The organism is Guptibacillus hwajinpoensis (genome assembly GCF_001039475.1).
Classification (GTDB): domain Bacteria; phylum Bacillota; class Bacilli; order Bacillales; family Guptibacillaceae; genus Guptibacillus; species Guptibacillus hwajinpoensis.
In genome coordinates this window covers 32,622-52,857 of the sequence record NZ_LELK01000012.1, presented here as the reverse complement: position 1 = coordinate 52,857, position 20,236 = coordinate 32,622, and the positions used below count along the sequence as shown (strand labels likewise).

Sequence of the window (20,236 nt, the reverse complement as noted above, 5' to 3'; positions counted from 1 at the left end):
TAGCTTTTAAAACAATGTTTTGTTTCCGTAGAAACAACTACTTACATGGCGTTTCGTTCAGTTTTCAAAGATCAATTCGTTTTTTTAATGTCGTTTTCAGCGACTTTACTAATATAACATATCAAGTAAGTTTGCGTCAACAACTTTTTAAAATTATTTAAATCGTTGATGCCGTGTTTTTAACGGCGAGTATTAATATACCATGTAAAATTAAACCACGCAATACTTTTTCTAAAAAAAGAATTAAAAAATGAAGCCCTCGTTAGGGCTTCATTCTTAACCTATTATCTTTCGGTGTTTCTCATTTGAGGGAAAAGCAGCACATCTCTAATAGAAGGTGCATTAGTTAATAGCATAACAAGACGATCTATCCCGATTCCAAGCCCTCCGGTTGGAGGTAGTCCGTATTCGAGAGCCTCAATAAAATCATGATCCATCATGTGTGCTTCATCATTACCCTGTTCACGTTCAACAAGCTGTGCTTCAAAACGCTCTCTTTGATCGATTGGATCGTTGAGCTCAGTAAATGCATTTGCATGTTCACGTGCAACAATGAATAATTCGAATCGATCTGTAAATCGACCATCTTCAGGATTTTTCTTTGCTAGTGGTGAAATAGAAACAGGATGACCATAAACGAATGTAGGTTGGATTAAAGTATCTTCTACTTTTTGTTCGAAGAATTCATTTACAACATGTCCAAAATCCATTGTTTCTTTAACATCTACACCGTGCTCTTTTGCTAGGTCACGAGCTTCTTCATCAGTCATTTGCTGCCAGAAGTCTACGCCTGTTACTTCTTTCACTGCGTCTACCATATGAAGTCTCTTCCATTCAGGTTCTAGATTTATTTCATCTTCACCATATTGGACTGTTGTAGAGCCTGTTACTTCTTTCGCAATATGAGCAACCATTTGCTCGGTTAAAGACATTACATCTTTATAATCAGCGTAGGCTTCATAAAGTTCTAACATTGTGAACTCAGGATTGTGTCGAGTTGATACGCCCTCATTACGGAAGACGCGACCTATTTCATATACGCGTTCCATACCGCCAACGATCAATCTCTTCAAATGTAGTTCTATCGCAATACGCATATACAATTCCATATCAAGTGCATTATGATGCGTGACAAACGGACGTGCAGATGCTCCGCCTGGAATAGAATGCATCATAGGAGTTTCCACTTCAAGAAACCCTTGATCATCTAGATAGCGTCTCATTGATTGGATAATGCGACTTCTTGCAATAAACGTTTGTTTCGATTCAGGACTCATGATGAGATCTAAATAACGCTGACGATAGCGCTGCTCTACATCTTTTAAGCCATGAAATTTATCTGGAAGTGGACGAAGTGATTTAGAAAGCAGCTGCAAGTCGCTTACCTTTACAGATAGTTCGCCTACTTTTGTTTTAAACGCTTCACCACTAACACCGATAATATCTCCAATATCCATTGAATCGAATAGTTCGTATTGCTCATCACCTACTGCATCTTTACGAACATAGAACTGAATTTGACCAGTTAGATCTTGTACGTGCGCGAATCCGGCTTTCCCTTTTCCTCGCTTCGTCATAATTCTACCAGCTAATGAAACAGTCTTTTCTTGTTCAGCAAGTTCTTCCTTTGTGAAGGAATCGAACTCTTCTAGCATTTTGCTTGCAGTATGAGATCGGTCGAATCGATGTCCGAACGGATCAATGTTATTATTCTTAAGAACGTCAAGTTTTTCTCTTCTTACTTTTAGAAGATCATTTAGTTCAAGCTCCTGACTCATCTCTATCACTCCTGTCAATCTATGTTTATCCCGCTATTACTTTATCGGAAAGCAGGATGAATAGCAAGCATTGCCGTGCATATTATCAATGACAAACGCCCCGGGTGTATCGAGGCATATATGAAGAAAACTGCCAGTATTCTTACTGGCAGTTTGTCATTTCCTAGCTGTAGTATAGAAAATGCTAGTTCGAAAGTCAAACGGCTAGTTTCAATTCAATCTCTTGAATTATCCGTATAGGAGTTCAGCAAGACCATCTCTAGTATTTATCTTCTTCATACAACAGCCATTAGCGCTAACACCCAAAATAAGTGTTAACGGACTAGCTTCTAATATGCCTTCATCTCATTCCTTGGTTCTCTTCAGTAGGAAAGAGCTCGCGTAGCGGCACTCTAAGCTGCTCAGCTACTAATTGCATAAAATCTTTGGTCGGCTTTCGATTTCCGCGCTCAATCTCCCCTAATATCGAAACCGAGATACCCAGTTGTTTAGCAAGCTGCTCCTGAGTATAACCTTTTAACTTTCGAAAAGCGCGAATACGTCTCCCGCAGACTTCTTCTTCCATAGACGTACACCTTCTTTATCTTCTATGTGGTCAAGATAAGAATCAATTCTTTTGTTTGTAGTTGGAATAGTGGCATCCGGACTAAGTTCGTGAAGAGGAATAATCACAAAACCTCGCTCTAAAAGTCTAGGATGTGGAATCACGAGACCCTCTGCTACAATATTTTCGTGATTATAGAGTAATATGTCAAGATCTATTGTTCGAGGTCCCCAGCGAATATCTCGTTCTCTACCGAGAGACTGTTCGATTCCTTGAAGAATTTCTAATAGCTGAAAGGCATTCATTTCGGTTTCTAGAAACGCGACCATATTCAAAAAAGCAGCCTGCTCCGTTACACCTACCGGGGCCGTTTCATACAGGGAGGACACATCAGCGATATCTACCCCAGGATACTCTTGAATTCTTTTAAGGGATGTTTTAATGTAACTCTCTCGATCCCCAATATTGGAACCAATCCCAATATACACACTATTCATTCCGTTCCCTCTTCATCTCAATTGCCACTGAGTCATAATGACCATCAATTGGTGGATCTGGTTTAATTACTTTAACTGTACAAGCTTCGACAATTTCAAATGTCTTAAACATCTTAGTTGTAATTTCTTCAGCAATAGTTTCAACTAATTTTCTTGGTTCTCCCTCTACAATTGCTTTAATCGTATTATAAGCATCGGCATAATTAACCGTATAATTAAGATCATCTGATTCACTTGCCTTCGAAAGATCAGCTTCAAGTGTCAAATCTACACAGAAACGCTGACCAAGCTTGTTTTCCTCGGGAAAGACTCCGTGATAGCCATAAAACTTCATTCCGTTTAAATAGATCTTATCCATTCGCTTCATCCTCCTGATTAGTAATTCATTTGTGGCTTGAGCATAGCATCCATCATTCTTGCCATTCGTACAATAGGCTTTACATCGTGTACTCGGATAATGTGACAACCTCGCTCTATTCCAAGACAGACAGTAGCACCTGTTCCCTCAACCCTGTCGTCCGGTGGTGTATTTAACGTTTTTGCTACAATTGATTTCCTTGACGTTCCTAGTAAGACTGGATAGCCAATCGCTGCAAACTCGTCTAACCTTCTCATCACTTCAAGATTTTGTTCATGCGTTTTGGCAAAACCGATACCTGGATCTAGAATGATGTTACGATCAGATACACCCGCTTCAAGTGCAATCGCAATACTTTCTTCCACATCCGCTTTTATATCTTCCATTATGTCACCATAGTCTGCATCATAACGATTATGCATTAAGATAATTGGAACTGCATGGGATGCAGCTACTTTCGCCATTTCACTATCAGCTTTAGCTCCCCATACATCGTTAATGATATCGGCACCTGCTAATATTGCCTGATCAGCCACTTCTGCTTTGTAAGTGTCAATTGAAATGGGAACATCGACCACTTTTCTTACGGCTTTTATAACTGGAATGACACGATTAAGCTCTTCTTCTAATGATACCGGTGTAGCACCGGGACGAGTAGATTCCCCTCCAATATCAATAAGATCGGCGCCTTCCTCTACAAGTTGTAAAGCATGAGCTACTGCGTGATCGACCGTGTTATACTCTCCACCGTCTGAAAAAGAATCAGGCGTTGCGTTTAAAATCCCCATGATCCATGTTTTCTGATTCCAATCGATTAAGCTATCCCGCCACTCCATCACCATAGGATGATTCGTTTGTTTATTCATTACCGTCGTCAAACGGCTCACTCCTTTATGTCCATATGTTCTTGGTTAGCATTCAGTTCGACTAAATAGCGAAATGCGGTGTTGTTCATAGTGGTGGATGAGCCTGTTCGTGACAGAACCATCAAGTCCAGGTAACAGCACATGTTCGATCTGATATAGCGGAACAATTTCTTGAATAGAGTTCGTAATAAACGCTTCATCAGCTGCAAACAGTTCTTCTTTTTCAAAGCTACCCTCTATGGCCTTTATTCCAAGTTTCTGTGCAGCGTATAAAATGTATTGGCGCGTAATGCCATTTAATATACCAGTGCTTATAGCAGGTGTATATAAGACGCCTTCCTTAATCCAGAATAAGTTGGATACAATTCCCTCAGCGAGCACACCTTCCTGTGAGAGGAAAATGCCTTCTATAGAAGGATCATTTCCAACTTCGCGTTTCGCCAAAATATTATTTAAGTAATGGTGAGACTTGAGCCGTACAGCTCCTTCAGGCGAGTTTCTTCTCAGTGACAGAATGACGCCACGCTTCTCTTTACGAACTGGTTCACCAATAGGCTTTACATAGATGATGATTTGAGGTGAGTGATAAGGTTCTGTTTGAAGTCCTATTTCTCCTGATCCTGCGGATATGTTTAAGCGAACATAAGCATCCACCATATCGTTCGCCTGAATCGTCCGCTTCACCTCATCCAAGAGCTTCAGTTTTGTATAGGGTAGCGTAATCTGTAATTCTTCGAGCGATGCTTTCAATCGATCAAAATGATCATCAAACAAAAAAGGATGACCATTATATGTGCGAAACGTCTCAAAAACACCGATACCGTACAAATAACCATGATCGTAAACTGAAATGACCGCTTCTCTCTCATCTATAATATTACCGTTAATGTTTATAAACATGGCTCTTTCCGATGTGTATCAATAAAGTTTTTGAGAAGCGTCTTTCCAGTTCCCGTCATAATGGATTCAGGATGGAACTGCACTCCTTCAACAGCGAGCTCCTTATGTCGGATAGCCATAATTTCGCCTTCCTCAGTCCAAGCACTAATTTCAAAGCATTCTGGTAAGGTTTCTTTTTTAACAATTAAAGAATGATACCTTGTTGCGGTGAAAGGATTCTGAATCCCTTGGAAAATGGTTCTTCCATCATGGCTCATTTCGGAAGTTTTACCGTGCATTAATCGATCAGCTTTAACAACATCTCCACCGAACACTTGTGCAATCGACTGATGTCCAAGACAAACCCCAAAAATAGGAATGCGGCCAGCAAAGTGCTTGATGACTTCCATACTTATGCCTGCCTCATTCGGGCTGCACGGTCCAGGTGAAACCATAATAAACGCTGGATCAATCTCTTCAATTTCCTTAATCGTTATTTCGTCATTTCGCTTTACGACGAGCTCCTCACCCATCTCCCCCAAATACTGTACAAGGTTATACGTAAATGAATCGTAATTATCAATCATTAAAATCATAATTATTCCTCCTCTAAGCTAATCTCCGCTAGTCTCTTCACTTATTTCTTTCGCTTTCCAAAGTGCTCTTGCTTTTTTTAACGACTCTTTATATTCTGCTTCTGGATTAGAGTCAATGACAATGCCAGCACCTGCTTGAACGTGCGCGACTTGGTCTTTAATTAACATCGTACGAATTGCGATGTTCAATTCCATATCATCGTTGAAACCTATCCACCCAATAGAACCAGTGTAAACGCCACGACGAACAGGCTCAAGTTCTTCGATTATTTCCATCGTTCTAATTTTGGGGGCACCGGTAATTGTGCCACCTGGAAACGTTGCTTTGATTGCATCAAATGCCGTACTGCTAGGAGACGCAATGCCTCGAACGTTGGAAACAATGTGCTGAACGTGTGAATACTTTTCAATTACCATGAATTCATCAACTTCTACAGTTCCATACGTGCAGACTCGCCCAAGATCATTTCGCTCAAGATCAACTAGCATCACATGCTCAGCCCGCTCTTTTTCATTTTCAATCAGCGTCCTCGCTAGTCGTACATCTTCTGAATCATCTTTTCCACGTGACCTTGTGCCCGCTATTGGTCTTGTGCTTAATTCACGTCCCTTTTTCTTTATAAGGAGCTCTGGAGAAGCACTAACAATATCGAATGAATCTGTGTGGATGAGAGACATGTAAGGTGAGGGATTGATCTCTCTCAACATCTCATAAACCGATAAGGGATCACTATGCAATGTTCTCGATTCCCTCAGTGAAAGGTTCACTTGAAAAACATCTCCATTAGAGATATACTCCTGCACTTTTTGAACTGCATTAGCAAAAGTTTCTTCACTCATTGAAAAGAATTGCTTCGTTTTTTCTGTGTGAACAAAAGGTTTACTTGAAATAATATCAATCGGTTTCGTCCACTCTTGTTTATATGTTGTTAGTCGAGCTCGTCCTTCATGCTCCCGTCCTTTCTCAACTTGAGAAATGAACCACAATCTTTGTTCTTCATGATCATATACACCAACGTCTTCGTAGACAACAAAAGACAGTTCCGGAAGATCAAGGTCGTCATCAGAGAGGTTTGGTAAATTCTCTATTTGGCGTACGATATCATAACTGAAAAATCCCATCGCCCCTCCCTGGAAGTCAGGTAAACGGTGATCTGTACTACTCACATTCTGCTGCATCCATAACTGCATAAGATCCAATAAATTACCTTCTTGCGTCTTAGGTTCTTCACCGGATTCCGTAACCGTTAGGAAAGATCCTCTTCCATAAAGGTGAGCGATAGCCTTCATGCCAAACATACTATACCTACCACCACGAGTACTATCCAACAAAATATGCTCCGATTGATCTTTACTAAACTGTTTATACCGTTGGAACCACTCCTCAGACCCCATTTCAAGAGTCTCAAAAATCGGATTGCGTGCTGTTTTTTCTAGCTGGTCTAGCAATATTCTTCACACCCTATCAAAAGCTAAGCGTATGCTTCCGCTCTATTTATGCCTTTATTCTACATGAAGTGACGTATTGCTTCATCCTTTTTATACTCCCCTAACTCTTTACAGCAGGCCATTAGAAAAACTTTCCTTTAAATTTAGATCCACTCTGCATCAACTATCACTTTTTCGTATAAAAAAAAGCAGTCCTCTAAAGGACTGCTTCATTGTCACTCATCGTCAAATTGAAAAAGTGGTGTACTAAGATAGCGTTCACCATTACTTGGAATGACAGCTAACACTTTCTTACCCTTACCAAGCTTTTTCGCTACTTCCAGTGCTGCATAGATTGCAGCACCAGATGAAATACCACCTAGTACTCCTTCTTCACGAGCAGCTTTTCTAGCCCATTCAAACGCCTGATCATTCTGCACTTGAATAACTTCATCGTACACTTCAGTGTTTAGAATAGATGGTACAAAACCCGCTCCAATTCCTTGGATCTTATGAGGTCCAGGCTTACCACCAGATAAAATTGGCGAGTCAGTTGGTTCTACTGCATAGAGCTTAATGGAAGGGAAGTGCTTCTTGAGTTCTTCTCCAGCACCTGTAATGGTACCACCAGTACCGATTCCTGCTACAAATCCATCAAGGCTATCCATCTGGTCAATAATTTCTTTACCAGTTGTACGTCGGTGTACTTCAGGATTGGCTTCGTTTTGGAATTGTTGCGGCATAAAGTAACCATGTTCCTTTGCTAGTTCTTCCGCTTTGCGAATTGCTCCGCCCATACCCTCAGAACCAGGAGTTAAGACAAGCTTAGCTCCATACGCTTTTAATAGATTACGGCGCTCCACACTCATCGTATCAGGCATAACGAGCACAGCCTGATAGCCTTTTGCAGCAGCGACCATCGCAAGACCAATACCAGTATTACCGCTGGTCGGCTCAACGAACGTATCTCCAGCTTTGAGCTCACCCTTCTCTTCAGCAGCTTCAATCATTGCCAAAGCAATACGATCTTTCACACTGCTTCCTGGGTTCATAAATTCTAGCTTTAAATACACCTCTGCGTGGTTATCATCTGTGATGCGATTCAGTTTAACAATTGGTGTTTGACCGATTAGGTCTGTAATTGAATTTGCTACTCTCATCATCACGCCTCCTCAAACCCGAGTGTTTTAATAGGGATTATCTAAGTTAAAGAATAGCACCCCTGTGATTAACTGTCAATTTCAAAATTCTATAGTTTACTTTCCTTATACAGCTCTTGTAACTCTTCTTTCGAGAAATGATAATGCGCGTTACAGAAATGACAAGACGTTTCAGCTTCTCCGTCTTCTTCAATCATATTATTAATTTCTTCTTTCCCAAGTCCCATAATACCGTTTGAGAAACGCTCTTTGGAACAACTGCACTCAAATTTAACCGGCATTTTATCAAGGATTTTGATGTTTTCTTCCCCAAGAAGTTCATTTAGAATTTCTTCTGGCGTCTTACCATCTTGAATGAGCTTAGAAATTGGCGGTATAGCTTCAATACGTTTCTCGATAAAGCGAATCGTTTCTTCTTCTGCTCCCGGAAGCAATTGAATCATAAAGCCACCTGCAGAAAGAATAGTATTATCTGGATTAACTAGAACACCAACACCAACTGCAGAAGGAACCTGCTCTGATGTTACGAGATAGTAAGTAAAATCATCTCCAAGTTCACCAGAGACAATCGGAACCTGACCGGTAAACTTCTCTCTCATACCGATGTCTTTTACAACAGATAGAAATCCGTCGCGTCCAACTGCACGAGCAACATCTAGCTTACCCTGCTCATTAAGATCAAAATGAACGTGCGGGTTGCTAACATATCCTCGCGTTTCACCTTGAGCATTAGCATCAACGATAATTGCCCCAATCGGGCCGCCGCCTTCGATTTTGACAGTTATCTTTTCCTTACCTTTAAGGCCAGAAGCCATCATTGTAGAAGCAGTCATTGCGCGTCCTAGAGCAGCAGAGGCTGTTGGCCACGTTGTGTGACGACGCTGTGCTTCCGCTACCATTTCAGTACTTGATATCGCATAAGCTCTAACATTGCCATCGAATGCTAGTGCTTTAATTAAATAATCATTCATTATCTATTTCTCCTTTCACTAAGGGCATTCACCCAATTACACGATACATGATTTGAATAAGAAGTTCCATTCAGACAAACCGAAGTGACGTTTACTATCTACAGAAAAGTTATTGTATCTTACTACTTTACCCTTTGCCTAAACTAAACTTTCTAAAATCCACAAACATATTAAGAAAAAAGGAAAAACGCATCCCTCTATCGGTATGCGTTTAGTTCTTCTTTGTTTTTATTATAAATTAAATGGAGACCCTTTAGCGTTAGAAATGGATCAACAACGTCAATCAAACTACACTCTTCAGCAATTAACGAGGCAAGTCCACCAGTTGCAATCACAGTCGGTTCTTTAGTAGCATGTTTCTTCATTCTAGATACAATACCTTCTACTTGTCCTACATAGCCGTATAATGTACCGCTTTGCATGGCACTCACTGTATTCTTGCCTACAATATGATTTGGCTTCGCAATTTCAATTCGCGGAAGTTTCGCTGCATGCATGTACAGAGCTTCCGTTGAAATGTTAATCCCAGGTGCAATTGCACCTCCAACGTATTGCTTCTGTTCATCTATATAGCAATAGGTTGTCGCTGTTCCAAAATCAACAATGATGAGCGGCGCTCCGTATAAGTGAATACCTGCAACAGCATTTACAATTCGGTCAGCTCCCACTTCTTTAGGATTATCATACTTTATATTGAGTCCTGTCTTAATTCCAGGACCAATTACTAATGGTTTATGATGAAAATACTTCTGGCACATACGCTCAAGAGCAAACATAATTGGTGGAACAACAGATGAAATAATAATGCCTTCAACATCTTCAAAGGAAAGACCTTCATGAGAGAAGAGACCTTTAATGACCATTGCATATTCATCTTCTGTCTGCTTTCTGCTTGTTCCCATACGCCAGTGATGCGTTAATTCTTCACCTTCATATACTCCTAGAACAATGTTCGTGTTCCCTACGTCAAGCACTAGTATCATATTATCACCTTATTCAAAAAATTAACTTCTATCATGCTCTCTATAGTTATACCATACATTGTATTCAAAAACGAAGTTCTTTTTTGAAAACGTTTACCATCAACAAAAAGCATATGATAACAACCAAACCATATAAAAAAGCAGGGTGTCGTTAAACACCCTGCTTTACTTACTTATTCTTGTTCTTCGTTATCTTCAGGTTTCTCTTCCTTCTTAGAGATGTTTACTTTCACATCTTCTGAAGTACCATTTGCATGGTGTCCTTCTGGAAGTTTACCATCTTCAACAAGAGAACGGATTTGTTCAGCATCAAGCGTTTCAAGCTCTTTAAGCGTTTCAGCTACAAGATTTAACTTGTCCTGATTATCAAGTAAGATCTTGCGACAACGTTCATATGATGATTTGATGATCTTCTGAACCTCAAGATCAATCTCATTAGCAAATGAATCACTATAGTTCTGTTCATTCTGGATATCACGTCCTAGGAAGACGTTTCCTCCTGAACCAGAACCGAACTGCATAGGACCAAGCTTTTCGCTCATACCATATTCTGTAACCATGCTACGAGCGATCGCTGTTGCGCGTTGGAAGTCATTACTTGCACCAGTACTTGCTTCACCAAACGTAATTTCTTCTGCTACACGACCACCAAGTAGACCGATAATTTTATCTTCTAACTCAGGCTTCGTCATCAAGTAACGGTCTTCCTTAGGAAGGGTTACAGCATAGCCGCCTGCCTGTCCACGCGGGACGATGGTAACTTTATGAACAATATCAGCATTATCAAGCTCGGTACCAATAATGGTATGACCCGCTTCATGGTATGCAACAATGTTCTTTTCTTTCTGAGAAATAACACGACTTTTCTTAGCAGGTCCTGCAATAACACGGTCCGTTGCTTCGTCAATGTCATTCATGTCTACTTTCTTCTTGTCATGACGTGCAGCAACAAGTGCAGCTTCGTTTAACAAGTTCTCAAGATCCGCACCAGAAAATCCTGGTGTACGCATCGCAATGGTTTTTAAATCAACTTCATCACTGAGAGGCTTGTTACGTGCATGGACTCTTAGGACTGCTTCACGACCATTAACATCAGGACGGTTTACCGGAATTTGACGGTCAAAGCGTCCAGGACGAAGAAGTGCCGGGTCAAGAATATCAGGACGGTTAGTAGCTGCAACGATAATGATTCCTTCGTTTGCACTAAATCCATCCATTTCAACTAGAAGTTGGTTAAGCGTTTGTTCACGCTCGTCATGACCGCCGCCAAGACCCGCGCCACGCTGACGTCCAACTGCGTCAATTTCATCAATAAAGATAATACAAGGTGCGTTTTTCTTGGCGTTTTCGAATAGATCACGTACACGTGAAGCACCAACACCAACAAACATTTCTACGAAATCAGAACCAGAAATCGAGAAGAACGGTACTCCAGCTTCACCAGCTACAGCTCGTGCTAGCAATGTCTTACCAGTTCCCGGAGGTCCTACTAGAAGAACACCTTTTGGAATACGTGCGCCCACTGCTGCGAACTTACGAGGATCTTTCAAGAATTCAACAACCTCGACAAGTTCTTGCTTTTCTTCATCAGCTCCAGCTACATCTTTAAATGTTACTTTCTTTTTCTCTTCACTGTATAGCTTCGCTTTACTCTTACCAAAGTTCATAACACGGCCACCGCCGCCTTGAGCCTGGTTAAGCAAGAAGAAGAATAAAATGAAAATAATAATGAAAGGAATAATCGATGTTAGAAAAGTAACCCAGCCGCTTTGCTCAGGTGCCTTTTCAACTGTTACCGTTGTGTTCTCTGAGTTGATAATATTTTCTATAGCGTTCTGTGAGTCAGGTACGTTGGTAACGAAAGTGTTATCCTCTCCATCACCTGTTAACTGACCAGTAACAGTGTATACACCACGCTCAGGTTGTAGCGTTAATTCTTGAATCTCACCATTATTCAGTTTTGATTGAAATTCGCCGTAATCTAATACATTAGTGTCATTGTTTGTTCCGTTAAAGAAGCTAACAACACCTACTACGACGAGGAATATTAACAAATAAAATATTGTATTACGGAAGATACGATTCATTCCTTACCTCCTCCCACGAACAGGAAACCATAGATTATCTTACCATATTGGCACAACTGACTACAACAAATTAACCTTGATAAATCTCGGGCTTAAGAATACCGATAAACGGTAGGTTACGGTATCTTTCAGCAAAATCCAGACCATAACCAACAACAAACTCATCTGGAACGATGAAACCAGCAACATCAGGCTTAAGATCAACCTTTCTGCCAGTTGGCTTGTCAAGAAGCGTCACAATCTTAATCGATTTTGCTTTACGGTATTTCAACAGATCGATTAGATAGCTTAGCGTTAGACCACTATCAATAATATCTTCAAGAATAAGGACGTCTCGCCCTTCTACAGATGTGTCAAGATCCTTGATAATCTTAACTTCACCAGAAGATACGGTTGAATTGCCATAGCTTGATACGTCCATAAAGTCCATTTCAAGATGGCAAGTCATACGCTTTGTTAAATCACCCATGAAAGGCATTGCACCTTTTAGTACGCCAATCACAAGTGGGAAGCGGTCATCGTACTCATCAGAAAGTCTCTTACCCAATTCACGGCATTTCTCTTGAATTTGTTCTTCACTAATTAATGTTTCTTGAATTTCATTTAACATCAGTGGTATTGCCCTCCCAACCTATGTAATTTTTTTGCATAATGTAAATGCACGAGCTTATTCTTTTTTGCAGACAGTGTTGCTTTTTCAGAACGAGTAACTCCAGCGACCCAAATGATGTGACCCATTCGATCCTCAACAATCGGCCAAACATCACGCTCTGAACGGTCTATTTTACGGTCGATAAAAATATCTTTTACCTTTTTCGTTCCTATCATGCCTTTTGGCTGAATTCGATCACCAGAATGTCTTGAGCGCACTACCAATGGAAAAGCCACTTCTTCCATTATGAGATCATTAGGAGAAAGTTGTGGTGGAATCGAATCGATTGGAACGGCCGTAATCGTTCCGAGCGGTGTTTCCACAGAGCCTCTCAAAGATAGATGATACTCATACGGTTCTGGATGCAAAAAGGTTTCAAAAGAAAAATAACAGGTGGTATAAGATTTTACCGCCCTCAGTTCTAGGGGCAGATTAAGGGAAGCAGAAGGGTGCTCAGAATCGAACATTAACCGCAAATCCTCAATATGTATAGAAGAAAAAGGAGCATTGCCTGTATAAAGATAATTTAATATTAGATGAATCACTCTTCTTTGTAAAGGAATAGGCAGGCTTTGAAGCGACTTGATATCCAACTTCACAAATTTGTCATTTTGTTCAACGATTACATCTTCCAAATGAGCGCTTGCTTGCTGCATTAAATACTGCTCGTCACTTTGTAGACGTTCACTATATAACTGGTACCTCAGATGGACACTTGGATTCTCTTCTTTTAAAAAGGGCAATACATGATGTCTGAAACGATTTCTCACATATCGGTCGCTTGAATTAGATGGATCGATTCGATATGAAAGCGAGTGAGTATCACAGTAATCCAAAACCTGCTCTTTTGTTATACCTAAAAATGGACGAATGATCATCCCGGTTGAAAACGGTCGTTTTACAGGCATACCAGCTAAACCAGCACCAGTGCTACCATGGACTTGCCTCATCAACATTGTTTCAATCTGATCATCACCATGATGAGCAAGTGCGAGAGCATTTGCGTGATACCTTTCCATAACCTGCTCAAAAAAATGATAGCGACATTCCCTTGCAGCTACTTGCGTTGATAGTTGGTGAACTTCTTTGTAACGACCAACATCTTCGGAAGAAGCCTCAAAAGTAATTCCTTCTTGCTTACAATACCGTTCCACGAAGGCAAGATCCTCTAGTGATTCCTCGCCCCGGAGTTCATGATTCATATGCGCAGCAATAACCGATAATTGATAGTCGGAAAGCGCATTCGTTAGATAGTGGAGTAATGCGATAGAATCTGGTCCTCCCGAAACACCAACGACAACGGTATCTCTTTTGCCCAACAAATCATGTTTCTCGATAAAACGGTCAACATCCTGTAACAACCTCTGTCTTCCTCTCGCTTCCTGTTTATCAAAACAGTTTTTCATTTAGTACTAATAGCCTAACGGTGTCTTCTTCAAACCTTTTTATCATTAAAAGACATGGCCAACTAAGTATAAAGTATAAAAGAACAGAATAAAAGCGAACAAAAGAACAGTTTCAATCCACCCAGAACGCTTTTGCTTCTTTGGTTTCTGACGTTTTTGTCTCGATTTCACTCTCGATTTAGATGATGTAGGGGAACGATTACTTGCTACCGACTTTACACCCTGCAGAAGTGAGAAGAGTTCTTGGCGCATTTCTGAAGCATTTTGATAACTTCCCTTAAGCGCCTTTTTAAGAATCGGCTTGTAAGCATTAAGAAGTGGACTTTTCTCTATTTTGTTCAGTAGAAAAAGTTCTGAGTCCTTCTTAGGTCTTTCAAAACGCTGCGGATAGGCTGCATTAATCATAACCATTGCAGCAGAGAACAAATCATATGAAGGTTCTGCAACTCTCGTTCCGAGCCCCCAATATCCACGATCGAAGAATTCGGTAAACTCTTTAACAGACCTCCCCATTCCTGTTGTACCCCCAACATCAAGCCAGCGTATAGTTGGTGGTGATCCTTCAACGAGTAAATTATCCGGCTTTAGATCTCCAAACACCCATCCTTCACGGTGAAGTGCTCCTAAATCACGTAGAAGCTGAAGCATCAAGATGCCAAGCCATTCTTTCCCCCTTCTCTCAATAAAGGAAAAAAGCGGCTCTCCATTGATATACTCCATTACATAGAAAGGATAACACCTTCCGTTCATCTCCCAATCATCGACCTCATAGAAAAACGGCCCAAGAACCGTTCCCTGGACCATCGAAAGCTGTTTGAGAACATTGACTTCAGAAGTAATTGACATACTATCAATCCCTACTTTGATAGCTACGTTTCCTCTGTTAGAGTCTGCTAAATAAACGGTGCCGAGCGCGCCGTTACCAAGCTTTTTAATAACTTGATAGCTTTGTTTGTTCCATTTCCCTCTTATTCTTGTTCCACGAGGAACATTAGCTGCCTGATTCTTCGAAGTAGCCGCCATCTTCTAGCAGTCCTCTCTTTGAACGTTTTTTCTGATAGGCTTCAATTGCTTCTTTAAGTGCAGGACCTGTTGGTGTGATACCACCAGAGCTCAGCTTAGGAAAAATCGTATGAATATCTTTCATTTGAGGTGTCCAATCCATCAGTTGTTCGACTTGCTTCCGTTTCCCGGGAAATGCATATAAAGCATATTCATTCTGACCAATTCTTGAGTGGAGACTAATGGAAAGGTCTAGAAGGGCATCCTCTACCGTTGGAAGTTTATGCTGCATGCTCGCACTCGTATCAATCATAATCAACACTTCAAGATCCATCGTTTCCCCCAGTTCATCTACCACTTCTACCACCTGCCCCCGCTTATCAGGCGGTAAATCTTCTATCTCTTTTTCGGCACCTAGAATAGATTGTAATTCTTTATGAATAAATCCCTGGATCGTCTGAGTCATCGCTTTCCGCGTAACCATCTGCACCGTATGCGACAATTGTCTAGCATAAACTAGCTGGTGGATGCCCCCTCCAGATAAAGCAATATTCTCAATCTCCTTAAGTCCGCTGTCAGTCCGCTCATTTTCATCAAGTACACCAATAACATTTACCGTCATCCCGTGCTCTCTTGCAAGAGCCGCCATTGCAACCGGATCTTCCCCCTGATTAGAACATCCGTCTGTTATTAATAGAATCTGTCTAAGCGTTCCTTTTTTCATCTCGACTCCTCCTTTTTTGCTGTTACAAGCATCGCCTTCAGGAGGAGAGTTTATACATGCTGTAGATTGATCCTATTGTGCTTTTTTCTTTCTGAATGAAGGTGCCGAATAGATTGGAATCGTAGACCATTTCGGAATGTTCCTCTTCACCCTTGCTACGACGATTGTCATATCATCATCAATTCTTCCATACTCTGTTCGAATCACTTCTTCCATTATCAGATCAGCTATTTCTTGAGGTTTATCTGTTGCTAGTTCCCTTATTTTACGCTTCATCCAGAACTCCGGATTCTCAATGTTTTTCACACCTTCATAAATCCCATCGCTCATCATAATTAACAAATCCCCAGCTTTCAGCTGTTCACTAACCACTTCCACATCGAATTCAGGAATAATTCCCATTGGTAGATTAGCTGATTCGATCATCATGACTCGATCTCCGCGTTTGATAAAGCTAGGGATCGACCCAATTTTGAGGAATTTAGCTGATGCATCCTGCAAATCAATCATAGCAAGATCAAGTGTTGAGAAAATTTCGTCCGTGTTACGAAGCGAAAGAACGGAATTCACCGATTTAATCGCAACGGTTTCATCTATGCCTGAGTGAAGAATTTTCTGAAGCAGTTGAATCGTTTCTGTACTTTCTTGGTGCGCTCGCTCTCCGTTCCCCATTCCATCACTAATCGCAATAGCATATTTACCTGCACCTAATTCAATCGTCGAATGACTATCCCCTGATATCCAAGCTCCTCCTTTCGCAGCATTCGCAACACCCGTTTCTACAATAAAATCTCTTGCTGATCCAAAATAAAGATGACAAGTTTCATGCTCGTGTTCTGCACAAACCTCTTTTTTCACGACTATATTTTCTTTTAAAATGTCTGATAACATTGGAGCAATAACTTTTTCTCCTTCTCCCCGACCTCCACATGCCGGTATCTTCATTTCAACGTCGACATTTCCCTCGTCAAGGCTATAGATTTCAACTTGTCCAACCTCAAGCCCCATACTTTGAATCGCATCCATAATTTGTTCTTCCTGCTGATGAAGATTATCACGCTCTTTTTGTATCTCTTTAGCAAAGTCTCCCATTACGTGTGATACGCCTCGCAACTGATCTGCTACGATTTTTCTGCTTTCACGGACCTGCTTCTTTAACATACGGTTAGCGTGGTAATGACTCATCTCCTTTCCGATAATATCTATGACTTTATTTGCCTTAATACAATGTTGATCAAAATCTCTTTTCAAACTATAATTCTTTAATTCTGTTGTTTGCTCAAGTTCATGCATAATTCCGGTCATATAATCATATGTTTTATCAAAATTCTTTGCCCAACACGTTTCTTTCTTAAAGCAGTTCTGACAGGTTTTCTCAGTAACATGACTGAGAAAGTAGTCAACTTCCCTTTCGCTCTGATCATCTTGTTGAACGTCGACATCTGTAAAGCTACTCGAAAGGGCTTGAAATAAATTCGAGAATTGCTCGACTCGATTTGCTGTAACATCACGAACCTTTCTTAAGTACTGTTGCTGTTCGTTGGCGTGTTCAACTGTGCCAGGTATATATTTTGAAAGCTGTGATGTAATTCCGGAAGGTGTACAGAAAAACAATAGTACCGCGATAGCAGACTCCATCAGATTAGGATACAGAAATTCAGGTCCGCTTCCATAGAGGGCAATTAACAAGGTGCCGATTAATAACCCCATACCGACACCTATTTTTCTCCCATCCTTTAGCAACCCTCCTAATAACCCTGAAAAAGCAAGCATACTCATCTGATAGAGACTGGCAACGTTTGCAAGAGCGAGAATCAAACCAGTTACAACCCCTACGGTCGAACCAATAGCCGCACCACCCACATACGCAAAAATAAGAACAAGGTACCGCGATAATATATTTTCAATTGAAAAGCCATAGACGACCCATCCAATCGTCCCTGTTAACATTGTCGCTAAGAGAATAATAAAACTTATGATTTCTTCATTTTTAAGTGCCGCCGTTCTTTTTTTCATAGAAAGAACGGGTATACTTTGGATGAAAATAATTGTTAATATCATTCCTAGCGCACCTTCTACAGCCGCTAGTATCCAGTTAGTATTCATCAGTGATCGTTCTGTAATTAGACTTAAAGCTAACCTTCCTAACAAACTTGTAGCAAAAACAAGTATAGGTAGTGTCCTAACAAGTGACAGAGAAGATAACTTAATGAATCGATTGATGATTAAGAAAACAATAATACCGAGCATAATAAACGCTGTATTATAGAAATTTGATGTGGAAGCTGCACCAGCCAAAAGAGCAATCATAATCATCGGTGCACGTTCACGCTTCAAGAAGAACACTGCCCCAAAGAAAGGAATCGCAAAAGGCGTCACTTGCGTAAGAATAACAGCTCGTCCTAACAGGAACCCAATAACAAAAAGCAAAAGTCCTCGTTGAAAAAGGACAATTTCCAACTTAGCTTTCAATCCATGTACCCATTTTCCCATCCTCGATTTTGACCTTTCCATTACTAACTCGCTTTGCATTCCCCCACCTGCTTTCTTTCATCCTATTTTTCATCGCCGATCTGCTTAAAGCAGTTTGTGATATATATTAAAGCACAGGCAATATTCGCTTTTTGTCAAAAAAAAGTACGAGTAATGGATAAACTTCTCGACTTCTTTCCCTGAAGCTTGTCAATCAGTTGTAGAGACTAGAGAAATCTGTAAACAACTGGAAGTAGGAGGGAAGTGTGTTAGCAAGCACAAATCTAGTAATAGTCGGGTTTGCTTTCTTTTTATAGGTGTCATGTCAACTGGAAATAAAAAGGTCGAAATGTTAAAGATAAAAAAGAAAATAACTACCACATTCTTCAGAGATAAGTTATTTCACCTTGGATCAACGTTTTACTTTTCAACTTACAATCCATGTATACACAAAAAAAGCCCTGCATTTTATGAAATGCAGGGCTTTTTTATCAAACTATGTATTTACGAAGTTATCATTTAAATTAAATAATAGTGGTGACCCGTACGGGATTCGAACCCGTGATACCGCCGTGAAAGGGCGGTGTCTTAACCACTTGACCAACGGGCCAAACGAAAATATGGTAGCGGCGGAGGGGATCGAACCCCCGACCTCACGGGTATGAACCGTACGCTCTAGCCAGCTGAGCTACACCGCCATATGACTGTTGCTTTCTTAAGCACAAGATATATAATACATTGCACGTAAGTTTGTGTCAACTTATTTTTCATACTTTTTAATGATTGCTTTTCATAATACCATTGTACATCTTTCAGTAATAACAAAACAGGCATGCAGATGCATGCCTGTTTTGTTTAGAAAATATGAATTAGTAGACAACAAGCCCTAGCCGCGACGAGCGCCGCGACCACCTCGTTTTGACTCAGTTTGTTTCTTTAAGGTTGAAAGGCGGTCTTCACTATCTTTAAGGAACTTGCTCATTTTATCCTCAAATGATTCTACTTGCGGACGGCCACCACCACCGCGTGGCTTACCTTTGAAACCACCACCGCCAGGTCTTCCGCCGCCTCCTTGAGGTCGGCCTCCACCTTGTGGACGACCTTGAGGGCGTCCCTGAGGACGTTCAGAAGCTGGTCGATCTTTTGCTTTTTTGATTGATAAACCAATCTTACCGTCGTTTTCAACCTGGATGACCTTTACTTCAACCTGATCGCCAACTGTTAGAAAATCATTAATGTCCTTCACATAATTGTCTGCAACTTCACTAATGTGAACGAGACCTGTTTTGCCATCTGGCAGTTCAACAAACGCGCCAAAATTTGTAATGCCTGTTACCTTTCCCTGTAACTTGCTGCCTACTTCGATTGCCATGTAAAAAAAGCTCCTCCTTAGAATCTTTAAAAGATCAGTCGTACGTTAATTATACCCCTTGAAAAAACAGCGTGTCAATTTGAGGAAGAAGGAAGCTTAAAGATTGTCTCACCGGGTTTTGACATAAAGTAGTCTCTTCTAGCCAGTTCACCGATATAATCGAGATTATTAAGTTTCTCAATTTCTTCCGTTAAATAAGTTTCCTGCTCTTTAAGACGTACCAATTCTTCTTCAGCCTGCTTTTGCTGTAGATTCTTTTCTTCGATCGTTGAAGCCTGTGAAGTGAATACGGAGATAAATAGAATAGCTGTGGCTAAAGCAGCTGCCGCGAATGCAGTGAGACGTCGGACAAGGCCTCTCCGTCTACGTTCTCTAACTTTGTCCTGAAGCTGTTTCTCCTGATGATAATCCGAATGAACTTCTGTCACTTTAGGCTTGTGTTTATTCGCAGTAACCAAGCT

Annotated in this window: 19 protein-coding genes and 2 tRNA genes; all 21 read right to left on the bottom strand. The window is 40.7% G+C overall.

The window, feature by feature from the left end:
* Positions 1 to 284: 284 nt before the first annotated feature.
* The 21 genes from lysS to AB986_RS19880 all read right to left on the bottom strand — a co-directional run bounded on the left by lysS (position 285) and on the right by AB986_RS19880 (position 20,233).
* Positions 285 to 1,778 (bottom strand): lysine--tRNA ligase, encoded by a 1,494-nt coding sequence (lysS, locus tag AB986_RS19980; protein ID WP_048313414.1) that lies wholly within the window; start codon positions 1,776 to 1,778, stop codon positions 285 to 287.
* Positions 1,779 to 2,118: 340 nt separating this feature from the next.
* Positions 2,119 to 2,343: a helix-turn-helix domain-containing protein gene (locus AB986_RS19975; RefSeq protein WP_048313413.1), complete on the bottom strand. Its 225-nt coding sequence runs from the start codon at positions 2,341 to 2,343 to the stop codon at positions 2,119 to 2,121.
* Positions 2,295 to 2,819, bottom strand: coding sequence for a 2-amino-4-hydroxy-6-hydroxymethyldihydropteridine diphosphokinase (gene folK, locus AB986_RS19970; RefSeq protein ID WP_048313412.1), 525 nt, complete (start codon positions 2,817 to 2,819; stop codon positions 2,295 to 2,297). Before folK ends, AB986_RS19975 begins: the two co-directional genes overlap by 49 nt.
* On the bottom strand, positions 2,812 to 3,177 hold the full coding sequence (folB, locus tag AB986_RS19965) for a dihydroneopterin aldolase (protein WP_048313411.1): 366 nt from the start codon (positions 3,175 to 3,177) through the stop codon (positions 2,812 to 2,814). Before folB ends, folK begins: the two co-directional genes overlap by 8 nt.
* Before the next feature lie 17 nt (positions 3,178 to 3,194).
* Entirely contained in the window at positions 3,195 to 4,019 is an 825-nt protein-coding gene (folP, locus tag AB986_RS19960; RefSeq protein WP_407921930.1) for a dihydropteroate synthase, read from the bottom strand.
* Between the two features lie 69 nt (positions 4,020 to 4,088).
* Positions 4,089 to 4,943: an aminodeoxychorismate lyase gene (pabC, locus tag AB986_RS19955; RefSeq protein ID WP_048313410.1), complete on the bottom strand. Its 855-nt coding sequence runs from the start codon at positions 4,941 to 4,943 to the stop codon at positions 4,089 to 4,091.
* On the bottom strand, positions 4,934 to 5,518 hold the full coding sequence (pabA, locus tag AB986_RS19950; protein WP_048313409.1) for an aminodeoxychorismate/anthranilate synthase component II: 585 nt from the start codon (positions 5,516 to 5,518) through the stop codon (positions 4,934 to 4,936). The genes pabC and pabA overlap by 10 nt, the downstream gene beginning before the upstream one ends.
* Positions 5,519 to 5,536: 18 nt before the next feature.
* Positions 5,537 to 6,913, bottom strand: a complete 1,377-nt coding sequence (locus tag AB986_RS19945) for an anthranilate synthase component I family protein (RefSeq protein WP_048313417.1) — start codon at positions 6,911 to 6,913, stop codon at positions 5,537 to 5,539.
* A 269-nt stretch (positions 6,914 to 7,182) separates the two neighbouring features.
* Positions 7,183 to 8,109, bottom strand: a complete 927-nt coding sequence (gene cysK, locus AB986_RS19940; protein WP_048313408.1) for a cysteine synthase A — start codon at positions 8,107 to 8,109, stop codon at positions 7,183 to 7,185.
* An 86-nt stretch (positions 8,110 to 8,195) separates the two neighbouring features.
* A complete protein-coding gene (hslO, locus tag AB986_RS19935; RefSeq protein ID WP_048313407.1) occupies positions 8,196 to 9,077 on the bottom strand; it encodes an Hsp33 family molecular chaperone HslO in 882 nt (293 codons plus the stop codon).
* Positions 9,078 to 9,274: 197 nt separating this feature from the next.
* A complete protein-coding gene (locus AB986_RS19930; RefSeq protein ID WP_048313406.1) occupies positions 9,275 to 10,060 on the bottom strand; it encodes a type III pantothenate kinase in 786 nt (261 codons plus the stop codon).
* 173 nt (positions 10,061 to 10,233) lie between these two features.
* Positions 10,234 to 12,147, bottom strand: a complete 1,914-nt coding sequence (ftsH, locus tag AB986_RS19925; RefSeq protein ID WP_048313405.1) for an ATP-dependent zinc metalloprotease FtsH — start codon at positions 12,145 to 12,147, stop codon at positions 10,234 to 10,236.
* A gap of 70 nt (positions 12,148 to 12,217) precedes the next feature.
* Positions 12,218 to 12,757 (bottom strand): hypoxanthine phosphoribosyltransferase, encoded by a 540-nt coding sequence (hpt, locus tag AB986_RS19920; RefSeq protein WP_048313404.1) that lies wholly within the window; start codon positions 12,755 to 12,757, stop codon positions 12,218 to 12,220.
* On the bottom strand, positions 12,757 to 14,160 hold the full coding sequence (gene tilS, locus AB986_RS19915) for a tRNA lysidine(34) synthetase TilS (RefSeq protein ID WP_053216275.1): 1,404 nt from the start codon (positions 14,158 to 14,160) through the stop codon (positions 12,757 to 12,759). The genes hpt and tilS overlap by 1 nt, the downstream gene beginning before the upstream one ends.
* Positions 14,161 to 14,250: 90 nt before the next feature.
* Entirely contained in the window at positions 14,251 to 15,228 is a 978-nt protein-coding gene (locus tag AB986_RS19910; protein WP_048313402.1) for a serine/threonine protein kinase, read from the bottom strand.
* Positions 15,197 to 15,931 (bottom strand): VWA domain-containing protein, encoded by a 735-nt coding sequence (locus AB986_RS19905; protein ID WP_048313401.1) that lies wholly within the window; start codon positions 15,929 to 15,931, stop codon positions 15,197 to 15,199. Before AB986_RS19905 ends, AB986_RS19910 begins: the two co-directional genes overlap by 32 nt.
* A 72-nt stretch (positions 15,932 to 16,003) precedes the next feature.
* Positions 16,004 to 18,463 carry a stage II sporulation protein E gene (gene spoIIE, locus AB986_RS19900; protein WP_152671049.1) on the bottom strand — a complete coding sequence of 820 codons (2,460 nt, stop codon included), beginning with the start codon at positions 18,461 to 18,463 and terminating at the stop codon, positions 16,004 to 16,006.
* 475 nt (positions 18,464 to 18,938) lie between these two features.
* Positions 18,939 to 19,013 (bottom strand) — tRNA-Glu (locus AB986_RS19895).
* A gap of 11 nt (positions 19,014 to 19,024) precedes the next feature.
* Positions 19,025 to 19,101: transfer RNA gene (locus AB986_RS19890), tRNA-Met, on the bottom strand.
* Positions 19,102 to 19,289: 188 nt separating this feature from the next.
* On the bottom strand, positions 19,290 to 19,775 hold the full coding sequence (locus tag AB986_RS19885; protein ID WP_048313400.1) for a S1 domain-containing RNA-binding protein: 486 nt from the start codon (positions 19,773 to 19,775) through the stop codon (positions 19,290 to 19,292).
* 74 nt (positions 19,776 to 19,849) lie between these two features.
* On the bottom strand, positions 19,850 to 20,233 hold the full coding sequence (locus AB986_RS19880; protein WP_048313399.1) for an FtsB family cell division protein: 384 nt from the start codon (positions 20,231 to 20,233) through the stop codon (positions 19,850 to 19,852).
* Positions 20,234 to 20,236: the final 3 nt, after the last annotated feature.

Excerpts from the sequence above, each read along its gene's own strand:
- AB986_RS19930 (WP_048313406.1), bottom strand. The coding sequence starts at position 10,060 with ATGATACTAGTGCTTGACGTAGGGAACACGAACATTGTTCTAGGAGTA.
- AB986_RS19885 (WP_048313400.1), bottom strand. The coding sequence starts at position 19,775 with ATGGCAATCGAAGTAGGCAGCAAGTTACAGGGAAAGGTAACAGGCATT.
- AB986_RS19945 (WP_048313417.1), bottom strand. The coding sequence starts at position 6,913 with ATGGGGTCTGAGGAGTGGTTCCAACGGTATAAACAGTTTAGTAAAGAT.
- lysS (WP_048313414.1), bottom strand. The coding sequence starts at position 1,778 with ATGAGTCAGGAGCTTGAACTAAATGATCTTCTAAAAGTAAGAAGAGAA.
- pabC (WP_048313410.1), bottom strand. The coding sequence starts at position 4,943 with ATGTTTATAAACATTAACGGTAATATTATAGATGAGAGAGAAGCGGTC.
- cysK (WP_048313408.1), bottom strand. The coding sequence starts at position 8,109 with ATGATGAGAGTAGCAAATTCAATTACAGACCTAATCGGTCAAACACCA.
- folB (WP_048313411.1), bottom strand. The coding sequence starts at position 3,177 with ATGGATAAGATCTATTTAAACGGAATGAAGTTTTATGGCTATCACGGA.
- AB986_RS19905 (WP_048313401.1), bottom strand. The coding sequence starts at position 15,931 with ATGAAAAAAGGAACGCTTAGACAGATTCTATTAATAACAGACGGATGT.
- spoIIE (WP_152671049.1), bottom strand. The coding sequence starts at position 18,463 with ATGCAAAGCGAGTTAGTAATGGAAAGGTCAAAATCGAGGATGGGAAAA.
- hslO (WP_048313407.1), bottom strand. The coding sequence starts at position 9,077 with ATGAATGATTATTTAATTAAAGCACTAGCATTCGATGGCAATGTTAGA.
- ftsH (WP_048313405.1), bottom strand. The coding sequence starts at position 12,147 with ATGAATCGTATCTTCCGTAATACAATATTTTATTTGTTAATATTCCTC.
- hpt (WP_048313404.1), bottom strand. The coding sequence starts at position 12,757 with ATGTTAAATGAAATTCAAGAAACATTAATTAGTGAAGAACAAATTCAA.
- AB986_RS19975 (WP_048313413.1), bottom strand. The coding sequence starts at position 2,343 with ATGGAAGAAGAAGTCTGCGGGAGACGTATTCGCGCTTTTCGAAAGTTA.
- folK (WP_048313412.1), bottom strand. The coding sequence starts at position 2,819 with ATGAATAGTGTGTATATTGGGATTGGTTCCAATATTGGGGATCGAGAG.
- folP (WP_407921930.1), bottom strand. The coding sequence starts at position 4,019 with ATGGTGATGGAGTGGCGGGATAGCTTAATCGATTGGAATCAGAAAACA.
- AB986_RS19910 (WP_048313402.1), bottom strand. The coding sequence starts at position 15,228 with ATGGCGGCTACTTCGAAGAATCAGGCAGCTAATGTTCCTCGTGGAACA.
- pabA (WP_048313409.1), bottom strand. The coding sequence starts at position 5,518 with ATGATTTTAATGATTGATAATTACGATTCATTTACGTATAACCTTGTA.